We start from the raw sequence: 20,218 nt of genomic DNA, 5'->3' as shown, positions 1-20,218 counted from the left end.
CACCCCTTCCCTCTGCGATCTCGCATCGCATCGAGATCCGTGATTCCTTCGGCCCGCGACTTACGCGGCTGGAATCACGGTGCGGTCCAGTGAAAAATCGTGTGGATCTTGCTGAAAAACTGTGGACAACTCGCCACTTGTGAATATCCCGGTAGCTCATACCGGTGAGCGCTTGATGACTCATGGACAGAGCCTTGAGCCACACTGCACACTGTTCGGAAGACTCTCGGAGAGCAGCCCGACGACTACATGCAGTGACCGATCCGGGGGTGAGCCGTCCGGTGCCGTCCTGATCCGATCGAATGGCGAACACCGGCGACGGAAGCGCGGGAGAGCCGGAAAACGCGCCCGGACATGCGACGACCCCCGCCGGGGGGGAGAGCGGGGGTCGTCTCTCCGGCCGACTCGGGGGGGGAGGAGCCGGACCGGGTTAGCACGGTCGCGAACGATCCGTGACTTCCATGGTGTACCCGACAGCCTTCTCAGGCAAACCCACACGCCCGAGCGTACGCCGAATGGCGGGCACATATGCTCTGCCTCGTGGAAAACCACTCCTTGCCGCGCACAGCCGCCTTCTTTGACCTGGACAAGACGGTCATTGCGAAGTCATCGACTCTGACCTTCAGCAAGTCCTTCTACCAGGGCGGGCTGATCAACCGGCGCGCCGTACTGCGTACCGCCTATGCCCAGTTCGTTTTTCTCGCAGGCGGTGCGGACCACGACCAGATGGAGCGGATGCGCGAGTACCTCTCCATGCTCTGCAAAGGCTGGAACGTCCAGCAGGTCAAGGAGATCGTCGCCGAGACTCTCCACGACCTCATCGACCCGATCATCTACGACGAGGCCGCCTCGCTCATCGAGGAGCATCACGCCGCCGGCCGCGACGTGGTGATCGTCTCCACCTCCGGCGCCGAGGTCGTGGAGCCGATCGGCGAGCTGCTCGGCGCCGACCGCGTGGTGGCCACCCGCATGGTGGTCGGCGACGACGGCTGCTTCACCGGCGAGGTGGGCTACTACGCCTACGGGCCCACCAAGGCCGAGGCGATTCGAGAACTCGCCGAGTCCGAGGGGTACGACCTGGCGCGCAGTTACGCGTACAGCGACTCGGTCACCGACGTCCCCATGCTCGCGGCCGTGGGACATCCTTACGCGGTGAACCCGGGGCGAGGGCTGCGCCGTGAGGCGGTCCTGCGCGACTGGCCGATTCTCGACTTCCACCGTCCGGTGCGCTTGAAGCAGCGACTGCCCGGCTTCTCGATGGCGCCGCGGCCCGCCCTGATCGCCATGGCCGCCGTCGGAGCGGCAGCGGCCACGGCCGGGCTCGTCTGGTACGCCAGCCGCCGGCGGACCGCCGCCGCACAGACTGCCGTCGGCTGATTCGCGCCGTCTCCCGGAGTGCGGACCCCCGGGAGACTGGTCGGCACTCGCCGATCAAGTCAGCTTCGGTTCGCCCGTATTTGAACCTAAAAGTAAAGAACTGCAGGCAGGCCTTTCCCATCCGTGGCCGCAGTAGTACAAAGGAGTCACGGCCCGCGAGACCGAGTACATCCGAAAGGATCATCTGTAACGCAAAAGGCCCCACGGACCGAAGCATGAAAACTGAGCACCCACGCGACGTCGACCCGTCGATTACGGGCCAGCCGCACCAGGTGACGGGCAAAGTACCCGACCTGATGGGCAACATTTCGAGGACGCATGGTAACTCGGGGCTCATGCCAGCGGCGGTACCGGAAGCGGTACCGCCGCAACCCGTTCCCAGGACTTTCCGCAGCTCAGGGAGCAGCCTCAGGCAGCGCCGCGCTGAAGCGCCTCGCACACCGCCGTCGACTCCCTGACGCCGAGTTCCACCGCGCGGCCGCAGTGGGCGATCCACGCGGCGAGCCCCTCCGGCGTACCGGTCAGATACGCCTCGAAGGCGGCGACATAAGCGGCTCTGCCCTGCTCGGCATGGCCCACCTCGGCCGGGCAGATCGATTTCGGGTCGAGTCCGCTGCCGACGAGCACGATCCGCTCGGCCGCCCTGGCGACCAGCCCGTTGCAGGAACCGAACGGCCGCAGGGCCAGGAGCTCGCCGTGCACCACCGCGGCCGTCACCAGGGCAGGCGCTTCGGTGCCTGCGATGATCAACTCTGCCAGACCGTCCAGTCGGCCCGTCACCTCGGCGACGTCCGGCAGCGGCGCGTTGATCAGCGGCTCGTCCACGGTCTCGCCGGGCAGCCGCGGGCGACCCACGGTGTCGTCGTCGCCCGCGCGGCCGGCCGCGACAAGGTGCAGCCGAGCCAGGACGCGCAGCGGCGACTGCCGCCAGATGGAGAGCAGTTGCCCTGCTTCGGCCGTGAGCCGCAGGGCGGCGCCGACGGTGCGCGCCTCCGGCTCGCTGCCGAAGTCGGTACGCCTGCGCACCTCCTCCAGGGCCCAGTCCGCCCCGGACAGTGCGGCGGAACCACGCGCTCCGCGCAGGGCGGCCTCGGAGGTGATCTCGTTGCCGCGGCGGCGCATGACCCGGTGCCCGTAGACCCTGTCGACGGCCTTCCGCACGGAATCAACGGAGTCGGCAACACCCGGCAGGGCACCGAGGGCGGCGAGGGGATCGGCCGACGAGGCGTTCGTACTCATAAGTAGCGAGGTTACGCGCGCGAGCGGGTCCCGCCCACATTGGAGTGGTCTTCCTCACCCTTCACGGCGACCCCAAGCAATCACTCCGCTACTCTAGGTGAACATGAAGATCGCTTTCGTAGGGAAGGGCGGCAGCGGCAAGACGACCCTGTCCTCCCTCTTCATTCGTCACCTGGCCGCCAACGAGGCGCACGTCATCGCGGTGGACGCCGACATCAACCAGCACCTGGGGGCCGCGCTCGGTCTCGACGAGGCAGAAGCGGCGTCGCTGCCCGCGATGGGCGCGCATCTGCCGCTGATCAAGGATTATCTGCGCGGCTCCAACCCACGCATCACCTCGGCCGACACGATGATCAAGACCACACCTCCCGGGGAGGGATCGCGGCTGCTGCGCGTGGTCGAGGACAACCCGGTGTACGACGCGTGCGCCCGGACGGTCCGGCTCGACGACGGCGACATCCGCTTGATGGCCACCGGCCCCTTCACCGAGTCGGATCTCGGTGTTTCCTGCTACCACTCCAAGGTCGGAGCGGTCGAGCTCTGTCTGAACCACCTCGTGGACGGCCCGGACGAGTACGTGGTGGTCGACATGACCGCCGGCTCCGACTCGTTCGCCTCCGGGATGTTCACCCGCTTCGACATGACGTTCCTGGTGGCAGAGCCCACCCTCAAGGGCGTTTCCGTGTACCGCCAGTACAAGGAGTACGCCCGCGACTTCGGTGTGGCCCTGAAGGTCGTGGGCAACAAGGTGCAGTGTGAGGACGACATCGCGTTCCTCAGGGCGGAGGTCGGCGACGACCTGCTCGTCACCGTGGGGCACTCCAACTGGGTACGCGCCATGGAGAAAGGGCGTCCGCCCCGTTTCGAGCTGTTGGAGGCGGACAACCGCATGGCCCTGCAGAGCCTGCAGAACGCGGCGGAGGACTCGTACGCGGCGCGGGACTGGGAGCGCTACACACGGCAGATGGTGCACTTCCACCTGAAGAACGCCGAGAGCTGGGGAAACGCCAGGACGGGAGCCGACCTGGCGGCGCAGATCGATCCCACGTTCATGCTCGGTGAGCACGCCCCTGTCGCGCAGCCCGGCTGACGCCGCCGGCCGGTCCCGTCCCCGGCGTCGGGGACGGGACCGGCCGCTGTCATGCGCGCTCGGCGCAGGCCACGTCAGTTCATCGCTTCTCGACCGGCTCCTCGACCCGGTTCTTGGCAGCCTTGTCGGCCGGCGGAGCCGCCGGAGCCACCGGCTTGGCCAGGAACTGCGTCCAGCCGCCCTGCGGCGCCTCGCCGACATCGAGACCCCGCATCTTCTCGATCACCTTCGGGTCCTGTGCGTCCAGCCAGTCCACGAGTTGACGGAACGACACGCACTTCACGTCGCTCTTCACGCACACCGTCGCGATCGTCTGCTCAATGGCACGCATGTAAGTGCCGCCGTTCCAGGACTCGAAGTGGTTGCCGATGATCAGCGGCGCACGGTTGCCCTCGTAGGCGCGGTCGAAGGCCTGGATCAGGCCGTCGCGCATCTGGTTGCCCCAGTAGACGTGCTTCGACGGGTCCCCCTTGGTGGTGCCGGACTGGTTGACCATGAAGTTGTAGTCCATCGCCAGCGTCTCGAAGGCGCGGCCGGGCACCGGAACCATCTGGAGCGAGAGGTCCCACAGGCCGAGTTCCTTCTTCGGCCACACCTGGTTGTTGACGCCGCTGGTGTCGTAGCGGAAGCCGAGTTCGCTCGCGGCGCGGATGAAGTTGTCGCGGCCCTCGAGGCACGGCGTACGGGCGCCGATGAGTTCTCTGTCGTAGTCGAACGGAAGCGGGTCCATGGAGGCCAGGCCCGCGTTCGTCTTCCAGTTCTTGACGAATGACTTGGCCTGACTGATCTCGCTCTTCCACTCCTCGACGGACCAGGTGCCCACCCCGCCGTCCTTGCCGCAGAAGTGGCCGTTGAAGTGGGTCCCCACCTCGTTGCCGTCCAGCCAGGCAGCACGCAGCTCACGGACGGTGTCCTTGATCCCGTCGACGTCGTTGAAGCCGATGTCGGAGCGGCCGGCCGAGTGCTGCGGCGGGTTGTACATCGTGCGCTTCTCCTCAGGGAGGAGATAGACGCCGCTGAGGAAGTACGTCATCGTCGCGTCGTACTTCTTGCCGACTTCGCGGAAGCGCGAGAACAGCTTCTGGCTGTCCTCACCGGCACCGTCCCAGGAGAAGACCACGAACTGGGGGGGCTTCTGGCCGGGCTTGAGGCGTTCGGGCCGAAGGAGCCCCGGCTGGGCGCCGGTGAAGGCCGTTGAACCATCGCCGATGAGGCGTACGGCGCTCTTCGGTGCGGCGACACCTTCCTTCCCGCCGGAAGCGCCCTGTTCACCGGCCGAGCCGCCCGGCGCCCTCGATTCGGAACACCCTGCGAGACCTGCGATCAGCGCCGTGGCGACCGTGCCGACGGCGACGACCCTCTTCGTGGCGGCCAACATCCGCCCACCTCATTCCTGTGCCTATACGACTGTCTGACGGCGGTGCATACGGAGCCGTCAAAGTCGCATCGAGGTGAACGGAGAGGGCGAGCGACGAGCCGTTATGAAATTACTAATCACCACATCGGGTGAAGTTCTGCCCTATTTGCACGGAAAATAATGCCCGAGTCTTTACTCTGCATTACGATCCATTTACCGAACGTTTGAAGTATCCCGCCGCTGCACGCCGTGACCCACGGCCGCGTCCCCCCATTCCGCGACCGCGCCGCCCCGGAGGAGACGGGAACCATGTCCTACGCCCCTACGCGTACCGACGACGCTTCTCACCAGCCCGACGACCCCCACGAGAACGACCCCGCCCGCACGAACCTGCTGGCCCCCGAATCACACTTCCAGCGCCCGCACGGTCCGCCGTCCGGCAACGACCGCCGCTTCCGCATCCACGGCGCCGATGTCTCCGCGTCCGTCGCCGTCTTTCTGATCGCACTCCCGCTGTCTCTCGGCATCGCACTCGCGACCGGCGCGCCGCTCCAGGCCGGTCTCGTCGCCGCGGCGGTCGGAGGCATCGTCGTCGGCCGGCTCGGCGGAGCACCGCTCCAGGTCAGCGGCCCCGCCGCAGGACTGACCGTCGTGACGGCCGAGTTGATCCAGCAGTACGGCTGGCGCACCACATGCGCCATCACCGTCCTCGCCGGCCTCTGCCAACTCGCCCTGTCCGCCCTGCGGGTGGCCCGGTCGGCCCTCGCCGTGAGCCCCGCGATCGTGCACGGCATGCTCGCGGGCATCGGCGCCACGATCGCCCTCGCCCAGCTCCACATCGTCCTCGGCGGCACACCCCAGAGCTCGGCAGTGAGCAACGTGCTCGGCCTGCCCGCCCAGTTGGCCGAACTCCACCCGGCCGCGCTGTCCGTCAGCATCCTGACGGTCGCCGTGCTGCTGATCTGGCCGCGGGTGCCCGGGCGCACCGGCAGGATCGTCCGGAAGATCCCCGCCGCCCTAGCGGCAGTGGCCGCCGCCACGGCGCTCGCGGTCTTCGCCGGACTGCACCAGCCGCGGGTCGACCTGCCCTCCTGGCGTTCGCACGCGCTGCCCGAACTTCCGGAGGGTCCGGTGCTCGGCCTGCTCGCCGCGGTCCTCACCATCACGCTCGTCGGGAGCGTGGAGTCCCTCCTGTCGGCCGTCGCCATCGACAAACTGGTCGCCGCCCGCAAGAAGCCGACCGTACGCATCCCCCGCGCCGATCTGGACCGTGAGCTCGCGGGGCAGGGCGCGGCGAACATGGTGTCCGGGGCTCTCGGAGGGCTGCCCGTCACCGGCGTCGCGGTGCGCAGCTCCGCGAACGTCTCGGCCGGCGCCGTGAGCCGCAACTCCACCATGCTGCACGGCCTATGGGTCGTGGTGGCGGCTCTGCTGCTGGTGCCGGTCCTCGATCTGATCCCGCTGGCCGCGCTGGCGGCGCTGGTCATGGTCGTGGGTGTCCAGATGGTCAACATCACGCACCTGCGCAGCGTGAAGAAGAACCGCGAGATGCTGGTCTACGCGGCCACGCTGACGGCTGTCGTCCTCACCGGCGTGCTGGAAGGCGTCGTCATCGGCATCGCTGTGGCGGTGGCAGTCGCGCTGCACCGGCTCACCCGCACGCGGATCACCGTCGAGGAACGGGACGGTGTCCATCGGGTGCGCGCCCGAGGGCAGCTGACGTTCCTCGCCGTGCCCAGGCTGAGCCGGATGCTGAGCCAGGTGCCCCACGGAGCCCCCTGCGTGGTCGAGTTGGACGGCTCCTTCATGGACCACGCCGCCTATGAGGCCCTGCACGACTGGCAAACCTCCCACTCCTCCCAGGGGGGCACCGTCGAGGTGACCGGGCGGGCCGGCGGCCGGATCAGCGAGCCGGCCGACGAGACCCACGGCTGCTGCCGGCCCTGGACCCCATGGCGCAACCACCATTGCGACGGCCGTCCCCGCGACACGGACACCCATCACCTGGCCAACGGGTTGAGCTCCTTCCAACGCAACACCGCCCCATTGGTACGCGACGAGCTGGCCCGGCTGGCACGCGAGGGGCAGCGGCCGTCCCAGCTGTTCATCACCTGCGCGGACTCCCGGCTGGTGACCAGCATGATCACGGCGAGCGGACCGGGTGATCTGTTCACGGTGCGCAATGTGGGCAATCTCGTGCCGCTGCCCGGCGAGAAGGGGGCGGACGACTCCGTCGCAGCAGCAATCGAGTACGCCGTCGACGTCCTCGAGGTGGATTCGATCACCGTCTGCGGGCATTCGGGCTGCGGCGCGATGCAGGCCCTGCTGAACAGCCCGCCCGACGGCACCGCCACACCGCTCGCCCGCTGGCTGCGGCACGGACGTCCCAGCCTCCAGCGGATGAAGAACCGCCACCGCTCCTGGGCCAGGATCTCCGGACGCATGCCCACCGACGCGGTGGAGCAGCTCTGCCTGACCAACGTCGTCCAGCAACTGGAGCATCTGAGGGCCCACGAGTCGGTCGCCCGACGACTCGCCGAGGGCTCGCTCCAACTGCACGGCATGTACTTCCACGTCGGCGAGGCACAGGCGTACCTCCTCACGAGTGCGGCGGAGCAGGAGATCGACGAGGTCTTCGACAGAGTGGCACCGGCACCGTCCGCGCTCGAAAAGTCGCACAGCTGAGGCGTGTGGCGGACCTGCTCCACGGCACGCCTGGACGGCACGGATGAACCCTGAGCGGTCCCCGTCCGTGAGAACGTGTGGCCCCTCGTCCCCACCGCCCGGGGACGAGGGGTGCCCACAGGTCTAAACCAATATCCGGAAGGCCCTTGTCACCCGGCCCTCCGGCTGATGAGCTATGGCCTGGGACACATACGCACAGAAGACGCCCTGGGAAAGGGAGATGTCGTGAGCAACGAGAGCCTGGCCAACCTTCTTAAAGAAGAGCGGCGGTTCCCCCCGCCGGCCGAGCTGGCAGCGAACGCCAACGTGACGGCGGAGGCGTACGAACAGGCCGCGGCGGACAGGCTTGGCTTCTGGGCCGAGCAGGCGCGTCGGCTCAGCTGGGCCACCGAGCCGACCGAGACCCTCGACTGGACCAACCCGCCCTTCGCCAAGTGGTTCGCCGACGGCAAGCTGAACGTGGCGTACAACTGCGTGGACCGCCACGTCGAGGCGGGCCACGGCGACCGTGTCGCCATCCACTTCGAGGGCGAGCCCGGCGACGGACGCGCCATCACCTATGCCGAGCTCAAGGACGAGGTCTCCAAGGCCGCCAACGCCCTGCTCGAGCTGGGAGTCCGCAAGGGCGACCGGGTAGCCGTCTACCTGCCGATGATTCCCGAGGCGGCCGTCGCGATGCTGGCATGCGCCCGCATCGGCGCCGCACACTCGGTTGTCTTCGGCGGCTTCTCCGCGGATGCGGTCGCCTCACGCATCCAGGACGCCGACGCCAAGCTCGTCATCACCTCCGACGGCGGCTACCGCCGCGGCAAGCCGAGCGCCCTCAAGCCCGCGATCGACGAGGCGGTGAGCCGCTGCCCGCAGGTCGAGCACGTACTCGTCGTGCGGCGCACCGGTCAGGAGACCGCCTTCACCGAGGGCCGCGACGTGTGGTGGCACGACATCGTCGGCCGGCAGTCCTCCGAGCACACCCCCGAGGCCTTCGACGCGGAGCACCCGCTCTTCATCCTCTACACCTCGGGCACGACGGGTAAGCCGAAGGGCATCCTGCACACTTCTGGCGGCTACCTCACCCAGACGGCGTACACGCACCATGCCGTGTTCGATCTCAAGCCCGAGACGGACGTCTACTGGTGCACCGCCGACATCGGCTGGGTGACCGGCCACTCGTACATCGTGTACGGCCCGCTCGCCAACGGTGCGACGCAGGTGATGTATGAGGGCACCCCCGACACCCCGCACCAGGGCCGCTTCTGGGAAATCGTCCAGAAGTACGGCGTCACGATCCTCTACACGGCGCCCACTGCGATCCGTACGTTCATGAAGTGGGGCGACGATATCCCCGCCAAGTTCGACCTGAGCAGCCTGCGTGTCCTCGGCTCCGTCGGCGAGCCGATCAACCCGGAGGCGTGGATCTGGTACCGGGAGAACATCGGCGCGGGCAAGACCCCGGTCGTGGACACCTGGTGGCAGACGGAGACGGGCGCGATGATGATCTCGCCGCTGCCCGGAGTCACCGCGGCGAAGCCCGGTTCGGCGCAGCGCCCGCTGCCCGGTATCTCGGCCACCGTCGTGGATGACGAGGCGAACGAGGTGCCCGACGGGGGCGGCGGCTACCTGGTCCTCACCGAGCCGTGGCCGTCGATGCTGCGCACCATCTGGGGCGACGACCAGCGGTTCCTCGACACCTACTGGTCGCGCTTCGAGGGCAAGTACTTCGCGGGCGACGGCGCCAAGAAGGACCAGGACGGCGACATCTGGCTGCTCGGCCGGGTCGACGACGTAATGCTGGTATCCGGGCACAACATCTCGACCACCGAGGTGGAGTCGGCCCTCGTCTCGCACCCGAAGGTGGCGGAGGCCGCGGTCGTGGGCGCCACGGACGAGACCACCGGTCAGGCCATCGTCGCCTTCGTGATCCTCCGCGGTTCGGCGACCGAGGACGACAGCCTGGTCGACGACCTGCGCAACCACGTCGGCACGACGCTCGGGCCGATCGCCAAGCCCAAGCGGATCCTCCCAGTGGCCGAGCTGCCGAAGACCCGCTCCGGCAAGATCATGCGGCGACTGCTGCGCGACGTCGCCGAGAACCGCCAGCTGGGAGACGTCACCACGCTGACGGACTCCTCCGTGATGGATCTCATCCAGTCGAAGCTCCCCAGCGCACCCAGCGAGGACTGACCCGGTATTCGGTGAACGGGCCCCTGACCCACCAGGGGCCCGTTCCTGCTCGCGGCTCCGTTCCCGAATGCCTGGGGGCGGCCTTCTGTAGAGTGAAGAACGCGTCAATGACGCGATGAGCATTCCAAGGTGCGCCGGGAAGTCTGGTCGGCAAGTGTTTTGTCCTGCCCACCAGCACGGAGGTTCCATCTCGTGGCCGCGCCCAGCCCCACTCCCCGCAAGGTCTTCGGACGCCTCTCCCTGCCGGAGCGGAACTACGTCGCGGACGCTCTGCGCACGGAGACGGTCGGCGGAGTGCTCCTGCTGCTCGCGGCGGTCGTCGCTCTTATCTGGGCAAACACGCCGCTGGGCGACAGCTACACCTCGGTGAGCGACTTCCACATCGGTCCCGCATCCTTGGGCCTCGACCTGTCCATCGAGCACTGGGCGGCCGACGGGCTGCTCGCGATCTTCTTCTTCGTCGCCGGCATAGAGCTCAAGCGCGAACTGGTCGCCGGCGAGCTGCGCGATCCGAAGGCCGCCGCCCTGCCCGTCATCGCCGCGCTGTGCGGCATGGCTATGCCCGCGATCGTCTACCTCGTCGTCACCACCACAGGTGGCGGTTCCGCCTCCGGATGGGCCGTCCCGACCGCTACCGACATCGCGTTCGCGCTGGCCGTCCTCGCCGTCATCGGCACCTCGCTGCCGTCGGCGCTGCGCGCCTTCCTGCTGACCCTCGCGGTCGTCGACGACCTGTTCGCGATTTTGATCATCGCGCTCTTCTTCACCAACGACCTGAATTTCGCGGCCCTCGGCGGGGCCGTCGTCGGCCTCGCTGTGTTCTGGCTGCTGCTGCGCAAGGGGGTCCGCGGCTGGTACGTGTACGTGCCGCTGGCCCTCGTCGTGTGGGGGCTGATGTACAACAGCGGCGTCCACGCCACGATCGCCGGTGTGGCAATGGGTCTGATGCTGCGCTGCAGCCGGCGCGAGGGCGAGGAACACTCGCCGGGCGAGCACATCGAGCATCTCGTGCGGCCGCTGTCCGCCGGCATCGCCGTGCCGCTGTTCGCGCTGTTCTCCGCGGGTGTGGCCGTCACCGGCGAGTCCCTCGCCGATGTCTTCACCCAGCCGGAGACCCTCGGTGTCGTCCTCGGTCTGGTGGTCGGAAAGGCGGTCGGCATCTTCGGCGGCACCTGGCTGGCCGCGCGCTTCACCAAGGCGGAACTCAACGAGGACCTCGCCTGGCCCGACGTGCTGGCGCTCGCCACGCTCGCAGGCATCGGCTTCACGGTCTCTCTCCTCATCGGCGAACTCGCCTTCGCCGGGGACGCGACGCTCACCGACCAGGTCAAGGCCTCGGTCCTGATGGGCTCGCTGATCGCCGCAATCCTCGCGGCTGTTCTGCTCAAGCGACGGGTACGCGTCTACCAGGCACTGGCGGCCGAGGAGGAGCGCGATGAGGACATGTCCGGCATCCCGGACATCTACGAGCAGGACGACCCGGCTTACCACCTGAGGATGGCCGCGATCTACGAGGAGAAGGCGGCTGAGCACCGCAGAAAGGCGGAAGCGGCCGGGGTGTCGAGCGACGGCGGCGACAGTCCGGCATGATCTGACATCGGACCGTACAACACCGGCCCCGTGGAAGAGGAGAGGGAGTCAGCGATGAGCGACCCCGGCAACACCACAGCGAACGCTGTCGGCGCCGACCGCAGTCTCGGCCAGCTGGTCGCCTCGGCGACCGCCGAGATGTCCGCGCTCGTGCACGACGAGATCGCGCTGGCCAAGGCACAGCTGCGGCAGGATGCGAAGAAGGCCGGGGTGGGAGGCGCCGCGTTCACCGCGGCCGGCGCGGTACTGATCTTCTCGTTGCCGATGCTGAGCTTCGCGCTCGCCTACTTCATCCACATGTGGAGCGGCGGCTGGCATCTGGCCTACTGCTTCCTGCTCTCGTTCGCGGCCAACATCATCGTGGCCGGTCTTCTCGCCCTGGTCGGCGTGATCTTCGTCAAGAAGGCGAAGAAGGGCAAGGGCCCGCAGAAGACGGTCGCCTCCGCCAAGGAGACCGCCGCGGTGCTGGGCAACGCCAAGCCGCATCCCCGCCGTGTGGAACTGACCAAGGCCTCCGGGAGCACGGCGTCGGACAAGGTTTCGGCGTGATCCCCGACAGGAGGGTCGCGAACGCGGTGTGCCGCGTTGTGGGACGCTCATCAGCATGACGGTCCCAGATTCCGGCCCCGGCAGTCCCGCCGCACTCGGTAGCCCCGTACGCCTCGACGGTCCCTGGACCCACCGCGACGTGGCCGCCAACGGTGCCCGCTTCCATATCGCCGAGATGGGCGACGGACCGCTGGTAATGCTGCTGCACGGCTTTCCGCAGTTCTGGTGGACATGGCGGCACCAGCTGACGGCGCTCGCCGACGCGGGATACCGGGCCGTGGCGATGGACCTGCGCGGCGTCGGGGGCAGCGACCGGACGCCCCGGGGCTACGACCCCGCCAACTTGGCGCTCGACATCACGGGTGTCGTGCGGTCGCTGGGTGAGCCGGACGCGGCGCTGGTGGGGCACGACCTCGGCGGCTATCTGGCGTGGACGGCCGCGGTGATGCGGCCGAAGCTGGTGCGCCGGCTCGCGGTCTCCTCGATGCCGCATCCCCGGCGCTGGCGCTCGGCGATGCTGTCCGACTTCGCGCAGAGCCGCGCGGGTTCCTACGTGTGGGGCTTCCAGCGTCCGTGGATCCCGGAGCGGCAACTGGTGGCGGACGACGCCGCCTTGGTCGGTGAGCTGCTCGAAAGCTGGACCGGCCCGAGGCCGCTCGAGGACGGGGCCGTCGACGTCTACCGCCGGGCCATGTGCATCCCGTCGACGGCGCACTGCTCGATCGAGCCCTACCGGTGGATGGTGCGGTCGCTGGCCCGGCCCGACGGGATCCAGTTCAACCGCAGGATGAAGCGTCCGGTACGGGTTCCCACCCTGCATCTGCACGGTTCCCTCGATCCGGCGATGCGGACGCGGAGTGCGGCCGGTTCCGGCGAGTACGTCGAAGCGCCGTACCGGTGGCGGCTGTTCGACGGCCTCGGCCACTTCCCGCACGAAGAGGATCCGGTGGCGTTCTCGAACGAGCTGATCAGCTGGCTCAAGGACCCGGAGCCCGACCGCTAGGCCCGCAGGGCGAAGTCGTACACCGCGAGAACGGTTGTGCTGCGAACAGCCACATGCCTGCCGCATAGGCCAATTGGCGGCCCACCGGACGGTTACCGACCATGGGGCACGGGCACACGTCCCGGTATGGGCTTGACGCACGACTACGGTGACGCAGCACGCAACCGCCGCTCGGCCGGCAGGCCGATCATCCACGAGACAGGTGGACTTCCCAGCGAGGACCACGCCCCTCCGGGCCAGGGGATGGGGATCCCCCTCATCCTGAAGCGCCGTGCACGCTGGGTGTCCGCGCGCCTGCGACACCATCCCCGGGACTGACCGCCACGCAGCTGGGCATGTCCGCGGGCATCCGCTCCCTTTCCTCTGCCCCCTACAGGGCGCAGCCCTGGCTGTCGACCTGTTGGTTGGCGGTGCGGCCGAGGCTGATGTCCTCGCGGATCTCGTCGGCCGTCAGGGCGTAACCGGTGTCGGCGTCATCGAGAGACCTGGCGAAGATGACGCCGTAGACCTTGCCGTCCGTCGTGAGCAGCGGGCCGCCGGAGTTGCCCTGACGCACGGTCGCGAACAGTGAGTACACGTCGCGGCGGACGGTGCCCCGGTGGTAGATGTCGGGGCCGTTGGCGTTGATGCGGCCGCGGACGCGGGCGGAGCGGACGTCGTACGAGCCGTTCTCCGGGAAGCCCGCGACGATCGCGCTGTCGCCGCTGCGGGCGTCGCCCTCCTCGAAGTCGGCGAACTCCAAGGGGCGGGCCTTGAGGTCGGGCACGTCCAGGACGGCGATGTCGCGCTCCCAGTCGTAGAGGACGACCTTGGCGTCGTAGAGGCGGCCCTCCCCCCCGATCTGCACGGTCGGTTCGTCGACACCTCCGACGACGTGGGCGTTGGTCATCACACGGCGTTCGTCGAAGACGAAGCCGGTGCCTTCGAGGACCTTGCCGCAGCCCGGGGCCGTGCCGACGACCTTGACGATGGACTGCTTCGCACGCGCTGCCACGGGGCTGCCTACGAGGGCCGGGTCGGGCGCCTGGACCTCGGTGATGGGCTCGTTGGCGAACGGGCTGAAGACCTGCGGGAAGCCGTTCTGGGCGAGCACGGACGAGAAGTCCGTGAACCACGTGTTCGCCTGATCGGGCATCACACGGGACACCCCGAGCAGCACCTTCGAATTGCGCACCTCCTTGCCCAGGGTGGGCAGTGAAGTGCCGGCGAGCGCCGAGCCGATCAGCCAGGCGACCAGGAGCATCGCCACGACGTTGACCAGGGCGCCGCCGGTGGCGTCCAGCGCGCGGGCGGGCGACCAGGTGATGAACCGGCGCAGTTTGTTGCCGAGGTGGGTGGTGAAGGCCTGGCCGACGGAGGCGCAGACGATCACGATGACGACGGCGACTATCGCGGCGGTGGTGGACACTTCGGAGTCATCGGTCAGTGCGCCCCAGATCACCGGGAGCAGATAGACCGCGACGAGTCCGCCGCCGAGAAAGCCGATCACCGAGAGGATGCCGACGACGAAGCCCTGGCGATAGCCGACGATCGCGAACCACACGGCGGCGACCAGCAACAGGATGTCCAGCACGTTCACCGTCATTTGCCTCGCAGTGTCGTCGCCGGTGCTCTGTCCGGCTGGGGTGTGGCCACGGCGCACTGCCGCTTCGGACGTGACGCCCCCGCCGGGAGCGCATCACTGGGTCAGCCTGTCATGCGTGCCAGTCGAGCGGGACCTCCTTGGTGCGGTCCCATGGTCGCTCCCAGCCTGCGAAGTGCAGGATCCGGTCGATGACTCCGGCCGTGAAACCCCAGACCAGAGCGCCTTCGACCGTGAAAGCGGGCCCTGCGTGACCGCGCGGGTGCACGGCCGTCGCACGGTTGGCCGGGTCCGTGAGATCTGCCACGGGCACGGTGAAGACCCGCGCGGTCTCGGCGGGATCGACCGCTCCGACCGGGCTCGGGGTGCGCCACCATCCCAGTACGGGCGTGACGACGAAACTGCTCACCGGAATGTAGAGCTTGGGCAGCACGCCGAAGGTCTGCACCCCTGTGGGGTCGAGCCCGGTCTCCTCCTCGGCCTCCCGCAGCGCGGCGCGCAGCGGGCCCGTGGTCGCCGGGTCGCCGTCCTCCGGGTCCAGCGCGCCGCCGGGGAAGGAGGGCTGCCCGGCGTGCGAGCGAAGGGTTCCCGCCCGCTCCATGAGCAGCAGCTCCGGGCCCCGGGCCCCCTCGCCGAAGAGCACGAGGACGGCGGACTGGCGGCCGTGGCCGCTCTCCGGCGGAAGGAACCGGCTGAGCTGGTGGGGCTCGACGGTTTCCGCCGCGCGGACGACGGGCCCGAGCCAGTCGGGCAGCCCTTCGGTGGTGACGACCACGTCACCGTCCACGACCACCTTGCCGTCGTCGTGCTGCTCGAACCGCTGGTACGTGTCTTCTCCTGTGCGTGTCATCGGCACCCCCTCACGGGCAACGTGCCGGAGGGCCTCGTTCGTTCCGTCGGCGGTGACGTCACTCGATCGGGCCCATGGCGGGTGCCGGCTCTCCGGGATAGTCAGGGGGCGGCTTGAGGCGCTGGCCGGGCCGGCCGCCCATCTCGTACTTCAGGAGTTTCCTTGCCTTCTCGGGGTCGGTCTCGCCCTCCCCATAGGCCGGGCAGAGGTGCGTGATGGGACAGGCGCCGCAGGCGGGCCGGCGTGAGTGGCAGACACGGCGGCCGTGGAAGATCACCCGGTGCGAGAGCATCGTCCACTCGCTCTTGGGGAAGATCGTGGCGATCTCGGCCTCGATCTTCACCGGATCGTCCTGATCGGTCCACTTCCAGCGCCGGGCGAGGCGCATGAAGTGGGTGTCCACGGTGATACCCGGGACGCCGAAGGCGTTGCCGAGGACCACGAACGCGGTCTTGCGGCCCACGCCGGGCAGGGCGACCAGGTCCTCAAGCCGGCCGGGGACCTCGCCGCCGAAGTTGTCCCGGACGGCGGCAGAGAGGCCCATGATCGATTTGGTCTTGGCGCGGAAGAAGCCCGTCGGGCGGATGAGCTCCTCGACCTCCTCCGGCTGCGCCGCCGCCAGATCCTCCGGCGTGGGGTACTTGGCGAAGAGCGCGGGGGTGGTCTGGTTGACCCGGAGGTCGGTGGTCTGTGCGGACAGGACCGTGGCGATCAGCAGCTGGAAGGCGTTCTCGAAGTCGAGCTCCGGATGGGCGTACGGATAGACCTCGGCGAGCTCGCGATTGATGCGGCGGGCACGCCGGACCATGGCCAGTCGCGTTTCCGGTTTGGGCGTTTTCTTCCTTTTGCCGGAGCTGGGCGACTGCTGTTCGCCCACGGCGGAATTCTGCTTACCGGACACGCTGCCAGCCCCCTCGGCCTGTGCTCTCACCGGCGAATTGGACACCCGGCCAGCCTAAAGGCCCCCACCGACATCCGCCCCGGTCCCCAGTAATCCGGCCCCGATCGGGCCCCTGCCGTAGGGAGAGACGCGCCGGTACGTCAAACTTGTTGTGATTGATCGCACGATTGTTTACTACCGGGGTCCGTTCCCCGGTGGTGCCCCACGGGGGCACAGTGTCCCCGGGCCGGCACAGCACAGTCCGGCATCATGGGACCAACGTCCCCTGAGCAGGTCGACAAGGAGAGAACTCGTGGACGACGTTCTGCGGCGCGCCCCGCTCTTCGCGGCGCTCGATGACGAGCAGGCCGCGGAGCTCCGCGCCTCGATGAGTGAAGCGACGCTCGCCCGCGGCGACGCGCTCTTCCACGAGGGCGAACCGGGCGACCGCCTCTACGTGGTCACCGAAGGCAAGGTCAAGCTGCATCGCACCTCCCCCGACGGCCGCGAGAACATGCTGGCGGTCCTCGGCCCCGGCGAGCTGATCGGCGAGCTGTCCCTCTTCGACCCCGGGCCGCGCACCGCGACCGCCACCGCCCTCACCGAGGTCAAGCTCCTCGGCCTCGGCCACGGCGACCTCCAGCCCTGGCTGAACGTCCGGCCCGAGGTGGCGACGGCACTGCTGCGCGCGGTCGCCCGTCGGCTCCGCAAGACCAACGACCAGATGTCCGACCTGGTCTTCTCGGACGTGCCGGGCCGTGTCGCCCGTGCGCTCCTCGACCTGTCACGCCGCTTCGGCGTGCAGTCGGAGGAGGGCATCCACGTCGTCCACGACCTCACCCAGGAGGAGCTGGCCCAGCTTGTCGGCGCCTCCCGCGAGACCGTGAACAAGGCGCTGGCCGACTTCGCACAGCGCGGCTGGCTGCGGCTGGAGGCCCGTGCGGTGATCCTGCTGGACGTCGAGCGGCTGGCCAAGCGCTCCCGCTGAGCCACGGACCGCCGGGCTCACCCGCGCCGACCGCGAACCGAGCACATGCACGAGGGGCCGCCCGCACCATGCGGGCGGCCCTCGTGCGCTGCTCAGCCCTTGCTGCTCACCTCTTGCTGCCGTCCACGATCAACGGATTCCCCGTGCCGGTGCCGCACGGAACCGCGTACACCGGGTTCTTCGCCGCCGCCTCCTTGAAGGCCTCGATGCACTGGTTGGCGAGCACCCTGTCACTGAGCGAGTCGTTGAGGATCTTGTTGGCCTTGGCGATGCCCTCGGCCTCGATCCGGCGGCGCTCGGCCTCCGCAGTGGCGGTCCGCGCCGCCTCCGTCGCCCGCTCGGTGGCCTGCTGCTGCTGGATCTTGCGGTCGATCTGCTCCTGCAACTGCTCGGACGGCCGCACATTGCGCAGGTTGACGGTGGTGACGGCGATCCCGCGGGGCGCCAGGCGCTCCTTGATCAGGTCGCCGATCTCCGCGTTGATCTTCTCGCGCGCGGAGGTGTAGCCCTCCTCGCTCGTGTGACGGGCGAAGACGTTACGGATGATCTCCCGGCTGTCGGGGAAGACCAGGCGCTGCTGGATGGCGTCCTCGCTGCCCGCGAGCCGGTACAGCTCGACCGCCTTCGCCGGGGTGACCGCCCACTTCACGGTGACCTCCACGTACATCACGCCACCTTGCGAGGAGCGCACCTCGACCACGTCCTTGTCGGAGAGGTTGAGGTCCACGGGGCGGGTGGAGAAGGTGGTGACGTTGGTGAACGGCGACGTGATGTTCATGCCCGAGTTCATGGGTGCGCCGACCTTGCCGAAGGTGACGGGCACACCGACCTCGTAGGCGCTGATGACGTGGACACAGCTGGCTATGCCCGAGAAGAGGCCGGCGATGAGCGCGCCCACGGCGCCGAGCTTGAGTCCCTTGTTGTCGCCGCCTCTGGCGACGAGGTACATCACCGCCGCGGCGATGACGAGGATGACGAAGAGTACGAACACGGTTTCCCCCCGGGAACGAATGCCGCAAGTAAGCGGAGCGTAAAGCATCGCTCGCACCACGACGCCGGAGGACGGCCGGCCGGTTCCGTCCGTGCCGAGGACCGCGCGAAGGGCCGGTACGGCCGCTCCGCAGAGCGGCACCCGCCCGGCTGTCAGGGGCCGATCAGCCCGTGTTCCCGCAGGTACTCCATCTGTGCGCGCACGGAGAGCTCCGCGGCGGGCCACAGCGACCTGTCCACGTCCGCGTACACCTGGGCGACCACCTCGGAGGCGGTGGTCCAGCCGTCCTCGACTGCCGTCTCCACCTGGGCGAGCCGGGTCGCGCGGTGCGCGAGGTAGTACTCGACCGCACCCTGGGCGTCGTCGAGAACCGGCCCGTGGCCCGGCAGCACGGTGTGGATGCCGTCGTCGACGGTGAGCGAGCGCAGCCGCCGCAGGGAGTCGAGGTAGTCGCCGAGCCGTCCCTCCGGGTGCGCGACGACCGTCGTGCCGCGGCCGAGGATCGTGTCACCGGTCAGTACGGCCCGGTCGGCGGGCAGGTGGAAGCAGAGGGAGTCCGCGGTGTGCCCCGGGGTGGGGACGACCCTCATCTCCAGGCCGCCCGTGGTGATCACGTCACCGGGGGCGAGCCCCTCGTCACCGAGCCGCAGCGCCGGGTCGAGGGCCCGGACGTTCGTACCGGTCAGTTCGGCGAAACGGGAGGCGCCCTCGGCGTGGTCGGGATGGCCGTGGGTGAGCAGGGTGAGGGCGATCCGCTTGCCCGCGCGTTCCGCCGTGGCGATGACGGCCCGCAGGTGCGTGTCGTGGAGCGGTCCGGGATCGACGACGACCGCGAGCTCGGAGTCCGGCTCGGAGACGATCCAGGTGTTGGTCCCGTCGAGGGTCATGGCGGACGCGTTCGGCGCGAGGACGTTGACGGCACGGGCGGTGGCCGGCCCGGACAGCACACCGCCGCGGGGCTGCCCCGGCAGAGTGGCTGCGTCGGTCATCGCGGACCTCCCGTGGAGACGTGCTTGGTGAACTCCTCGTGCCCCGGCCAGCTGAGGACGACCTCGCCGTTCTCGAGCCGGGCCTCGGCCAGCACCGGGGTCATGTCCTGGCTCGCCGCCGCCGCCAGCGCCTCGGCGGACGTACGGAACGCCTGGAGCGTCCGCAGCGTCGCGACCGTCGGCGGCATCATCAGCAGCTCACCCTTGTCGTACCCGTCCGTGGCGTCGGCTGGGCTGATCCAGACCGTCGACTCCGCCTCGGTCGACACATTGCGGGCGCGCTGGCCCTCGGGCAGGGCGGCCACGAAGAACCAGGTGTCGTAGCGGCGCGGCTCGAACTCCGGCGTGATCCAGCGAGCCCACGCGCCCAGCAGGTCGGACCGCAGCACGAGGCCCCGGCGGTCGATGAAGTCCGCGAAGGACAGGCCGCGGTTGACCAGTGCCTGCCGGTCCGCCTCCCAGTCGTCGCCCGTCGTGTCCCCGACGACGGTGTCGGGAGTGGGGCCGGCCAGCAGGATGCCCGCCTCCTCGAAGGTCTCCCGCACCGCGGCGCACACGATGGCCTGCGCGGACGCCGTGTCGTCGACTCCGAGGCGCTCCGCCCAGACGTCCAGGGAGGGGCCGGCCCAGCGCACCGGCCGGTCGTCCCTCGGGTCCACACCGCCGCCCGGGTACGCGTACGCGCCTCCGGCGAAGGCCATGGAGGCGCGTCGTCGCAGCATGTGGACAGCGGTACCGTCGGGGGTGTCCCGCAGCAGCATCACCGTGGCGGCCCGCTTGGGAACCACGGCGGTGAGCTCACCGGCGGCGAGTGCGCGGATACGGTCGGGCCATTCCGGCGGGTACCACTGACCATTGGACATGGGC

At 69.0% G+C, this 20,218-nt stretch carries 17 protein-coding genes; 9 read left to right on the top strand and 8 right to left on the bottom strand.

The window, feature by feature from the left end; all coding sequences use genetic code 11:
- Positions 1–528: 528 nt before the first annotated feature.
- On the top strand, positions 529–1,377 hold the full coding sequence (locus MDN94_RS09250) for an HAD family hydrolase (protein ID WP_441263563.1): 849 nt from the start codon (positions 529–531) through the stop codon (positions 1,375–1,377).
- A 408-nt stretch (positions 1,378–1,785) separates the two neighbouring features.
- Here the strand turns inward: MDN94_RS09250 and MDN94_RS09245 are convergent, their stop codons facing one another.
- A complete protein-coding gene (locus MDN94_RS09245) occupies positions 1,786–2,616 on the bottom strand; it encodes a Fic family protein (RefSeq protein WP_482725391.1) in 831 nt (276 codons plus the stop codon).
- Positions 2,617–2,719: 103 nt separating this feature from the next.
- On the opposite strand from MDN94_RS09245, the gene MDN94_RS09240 reads away from it, so the two are divergent.
- Positions 2,720–3,706 (top strand): ATP-binding protein, encoded by a 987-nt coding sequence (locus tag MDN94_RS09240; RefSeq protein ID WP_482725390.1) that lies wholly within the window; start codon positions 2,720–2,722, stop codon positions 3,704–3,706.
- A 79-nt stretch (positions 3,707–3,785) separates the two neighbouring features.
- Here the strand turns inward: MDN94_RS09240 and MDN94_RS09235 are convergent, their stop codons facing one another.
- Positions 3,786–5,084, bottom strand: a complete 1,299-nt coding sequence (locus MDN94_RS09235; protein ID WP_482725389.1) for a polysaccharide deacetylase family protein — start codon at positions 5,082–5,084, stop codon at positions 3,786–3,788.
- Positions 5,085–5,372: 288 nt separating this feature from the next.
- On the opposite strand from MDN94_RS09235, the gene MDN94_RS09230 reads away from it, so the two are divergent.
- The 6 genes from MDN94_RS09230 to MDN94_RS09205 all read left to right on the top strand — a co-directional run bounded on the left by MDN94_RS09230 (position 5,373) and on the right by MDN94_RS09205 (position 13,389).
- Positions 5,373–7,748, top strand: coding sequence for a SulP family inorganic anion transporter (locus tag MDN94_RS09230; protein WP_482725388.1), 2,376 nt, complete (start codon positions 5,373–5,375; stop codon positions 7,746–7,748).
- Positions 7,749–7,973: 225 nt separating this feature from the next.
- On the top strand, positions 7,974–9,929 hold the full coding sequence (acs, locus tag MDN94_RS09225; protein WP_482725387.1) for an acetate--CoA ligase: 1,956 nt from the start codon (positions 7,974–7,976) through the stop codon (positions 9,927–9,929).
- 192 nt (positions 9,930–10,121) lie between these two features.
- The gene (gene nhaA, locus MDN94_RS09220; RefSeq protein WP_482725386.1) at positions 10,122–11,519 is read left to right on the top strand and encodes a Na+/H+ antiporter NhaA; all 1,398 of its coding nucleotides are present in this window, start codon (positions 10,122–10,124) and stop codon (positions 11,517–11,519) included.
- A gap of 54 nt (positions 11,520–11,573) precedes the next feature.
- A complete protein-coding gene (locus tag MDN94_RS09215; RefSeq protein ID WP_482725385.1) occupies positions 11,574–12,068 on the top strand; it encodes a phage holin family protein in 495 nt (164 codons plus the stop codon).
- 55 nt (positions 12,069–12,123) lie between these two features.
- Entirely contained in the window at positions 12,124–13,071 is a 948-nt protein-coding gene (locus MDN94_RS09210) for an alpha/beta fold hydrolase (protein WP_482725384.1), read from the top strand.
- A gap of 126 nt (positions 13,072–13,197) precedes the next feature.
- The gene (locus tag MDN94_RS09205; RefSeq protein WP_482725383.1) at positions 13,198–13,389 is read left to right on the top strand and encodes a hypothetical protein; all 192 of its coding nucleotides are present in this window, start codon (positions 13,198–13,200) and stop codon (positions 13,387–13,389) included.
- 52 nt (positions 13,390–13,441) lie between these two features.
- Here the strand turns inward: MDN94_RS09205 and MDN94_RS09200 are convergent, their stop codons facing one another.
- The 3 genes from MDN94_RS09200 to nth all read right to left on the bottom strand — a co-directional run bounded on the left by MDN94_RS09200 (position 13,442) and on the right by nth (position 16,380).
- Positions 13,442–14,650: a MarP family serine protease gene (locus MDN94_RS09200; RefSeq protein ID WP_482727040.1), complete on the bottom strand. Its 1,209-nt coding sequence runs from the start codon at positions 14,648–14,650 to the stop codon at positions 13,442–13,444.
- Positions 14,651–14,765: 115 nt separating this feature from the next.
- Complete coding sequence (locus MDN94_RS09195) at positions 14,766–15,503, bottom strand: NUDIX hydrolase (RefSeq protein WP_482725382.1); 738 nt, start codon at positions 15,501–15,503, stop codon at positions 14,766–14,768.
- A 58-nt stretch (positions 15,504–15,561) separates the two neighbouring features.
- Positions 15,562–16,380, bottom strand: a complete 819-nt coding sequence (gene nth / locus MDN94_RS09190) for an endonuclease III (protein ID WP_482725381.1) — start codon at positions 16,378–16,380, stop codon at positions 15,562–15,564.
- A gap of 316 nt (positions 16,381–16,696) precedes the next feature.
- Between nth and MDN94_RS09185 the strand changes: the two genes are divergently transcribed.
- Positions 16,697–17,371 carry a Crp/Fnr family transcriptional regulator gene (locus MDN94_RS09185; protein ID WP_005314425.1) on the top strand — a complete coding sequence of 225 codons (675 nt, stop codon included), beginning with the start codon at positions 16,697–16,699 and terminating at the stop codon, positions 17,369–17,371.
- Positions 17,372–17,477: 106 nt separating this feature from the next.
- On the opposite strand, the gene MDN94_RS09180 is transcribed toward MDN94_RS09185, so the two are convergent.
- The 3 genes from MDN94_RS09180 to MDN94_RS09170 form a co-directional block, all read right to left on the bottom strand.
- Positions 17,478–18,362 carry a prohibitin family protein gene (locus MDN94_RS09180; protein ID WP_482725380.1) on the bottom strand — a complete coding sequence of 295 codons (885 nt, stop codon included), beginning with the start codon at positions 18,360–18,362 and terminating at the stop codon, positions 17,478–17,480.
- Positions 18,363–18,514: 152 nt separating this feature from the next.
- Positions 18,515–19,351, bottom strand: a complete 837-nt coding sequence (locus MDN94_RS09175; RefSeq protein WP_482725379.1) for an MBL fold metallo-hydrolase — start codon at positions 19,349–19,351, stop codon at positions 18,515–18,517.
- Positions 19,348–20,214 (bottom strand): NUDIX hydrolase, encoded by an 867-nt coding sequence (locus MDN94_RS09170; RefSeq protein WP_482725378.1) that lies wholly within the window; start codon positions 20,212–20,214, stop codon positions 19,348–19,350. Before MDN94_RS09170 ends, MDN94_RS09175 begins: the two co-directional genes overlap by 4 nt.
- Between the last annotated feature and the right edge of the window lie 4 nt (positions 20,215–20,218).

The organism is Streptomyces sp. WAC00040 (assembly GCF_056835925.1).
The sequence above is the reverse complement of the archived record's forward strand: the minus strand, read 5'-3'. Positions and strand labels throughout refer to the sequence as shown.

Excerpts from the sequence above, each read along its gene's own strand:
- MDN94_RS09250 (WP_441263563.1), top strand. The coding sequence starts at position 529 with ATGCTCTGCCTCGTGGAAAACCACTCCTTGCCGCGCACAGCCGCCTTC.
- MDN94_RS09245 (WP_482725391.1), bottom strand. The coding sequence starts at position 2,616 with ATGAGTACGAACGCCTCGTCGGCCGATCCCCTCGCCGCCCTCGGTGCC.
- MDN94_RS09240 (WP_482725390.1), top strand. The coding sequence starts at position 2,720 with ATGAAGATCGCTTTCGTAGGGAAGGGCGGCAGCGGCAAGACGACCCTG.
- MDN94_RS09235 (WP_482725389.1), bottom strand. The coding sequence starts at position 5,084 with ATGTTGGCCGCCACGAAGAGGGTCGTCGCCGTCGGCACGGTCGCCACG.
- MDN94_RS09230 (WP_482725388.1), top strand. The coding sequence starts at position 5,373 with ATGTCCTACGCCCCTACGCGTACCGACGACGCTTCTCACCAGCCCGAC.
- MDN94_RS09215 (WP_482725385.1), top strand. The coding sequence starts at position 11,574 with ATGAGCGACCCCGGCAACACCACAGCGAACGCTGTCGGCGCCGACCGC.
- MDN94_RS09210 (WP_482725384.1), top strand. The coding sequence starts at position 12,124 with ATGACGGTCCCAGATTCCGGCCCCGGCAGTCCCGCCGCACTCGGTAGC.
- MDN94_RS09205 (WP_482725383.1), top strand. The coding sequence starts at position 13,198 with ATGGGCTTGACGCACGACTACGGTGACGCAGCACGCAACCGCCGCTCG.
- MDN94_RS09195 (WP_482725382.1), bottom strand. The coding sequence starts at position 15,503 with ATGACACGCACAGGAGAAGACACGTACCAGCGGTTCGAGCAGCACGAC.
- MDN94_RS09175 (WP_482725379.1), bottom strand. The coding sequence starts at position 19,351 with ATGACCGACGCAGCCACTCTGCCGGGGCAGCCCCGCGGCGGTGTGCTG.
- MDN94_RS09170 (WP_482725378.1), bottom strand. The coding sequence starts at position 20,214 with ATGTCCAATGGTCAGTGGTACCCGCCGGAATGGCCCGACCGTATCCGC.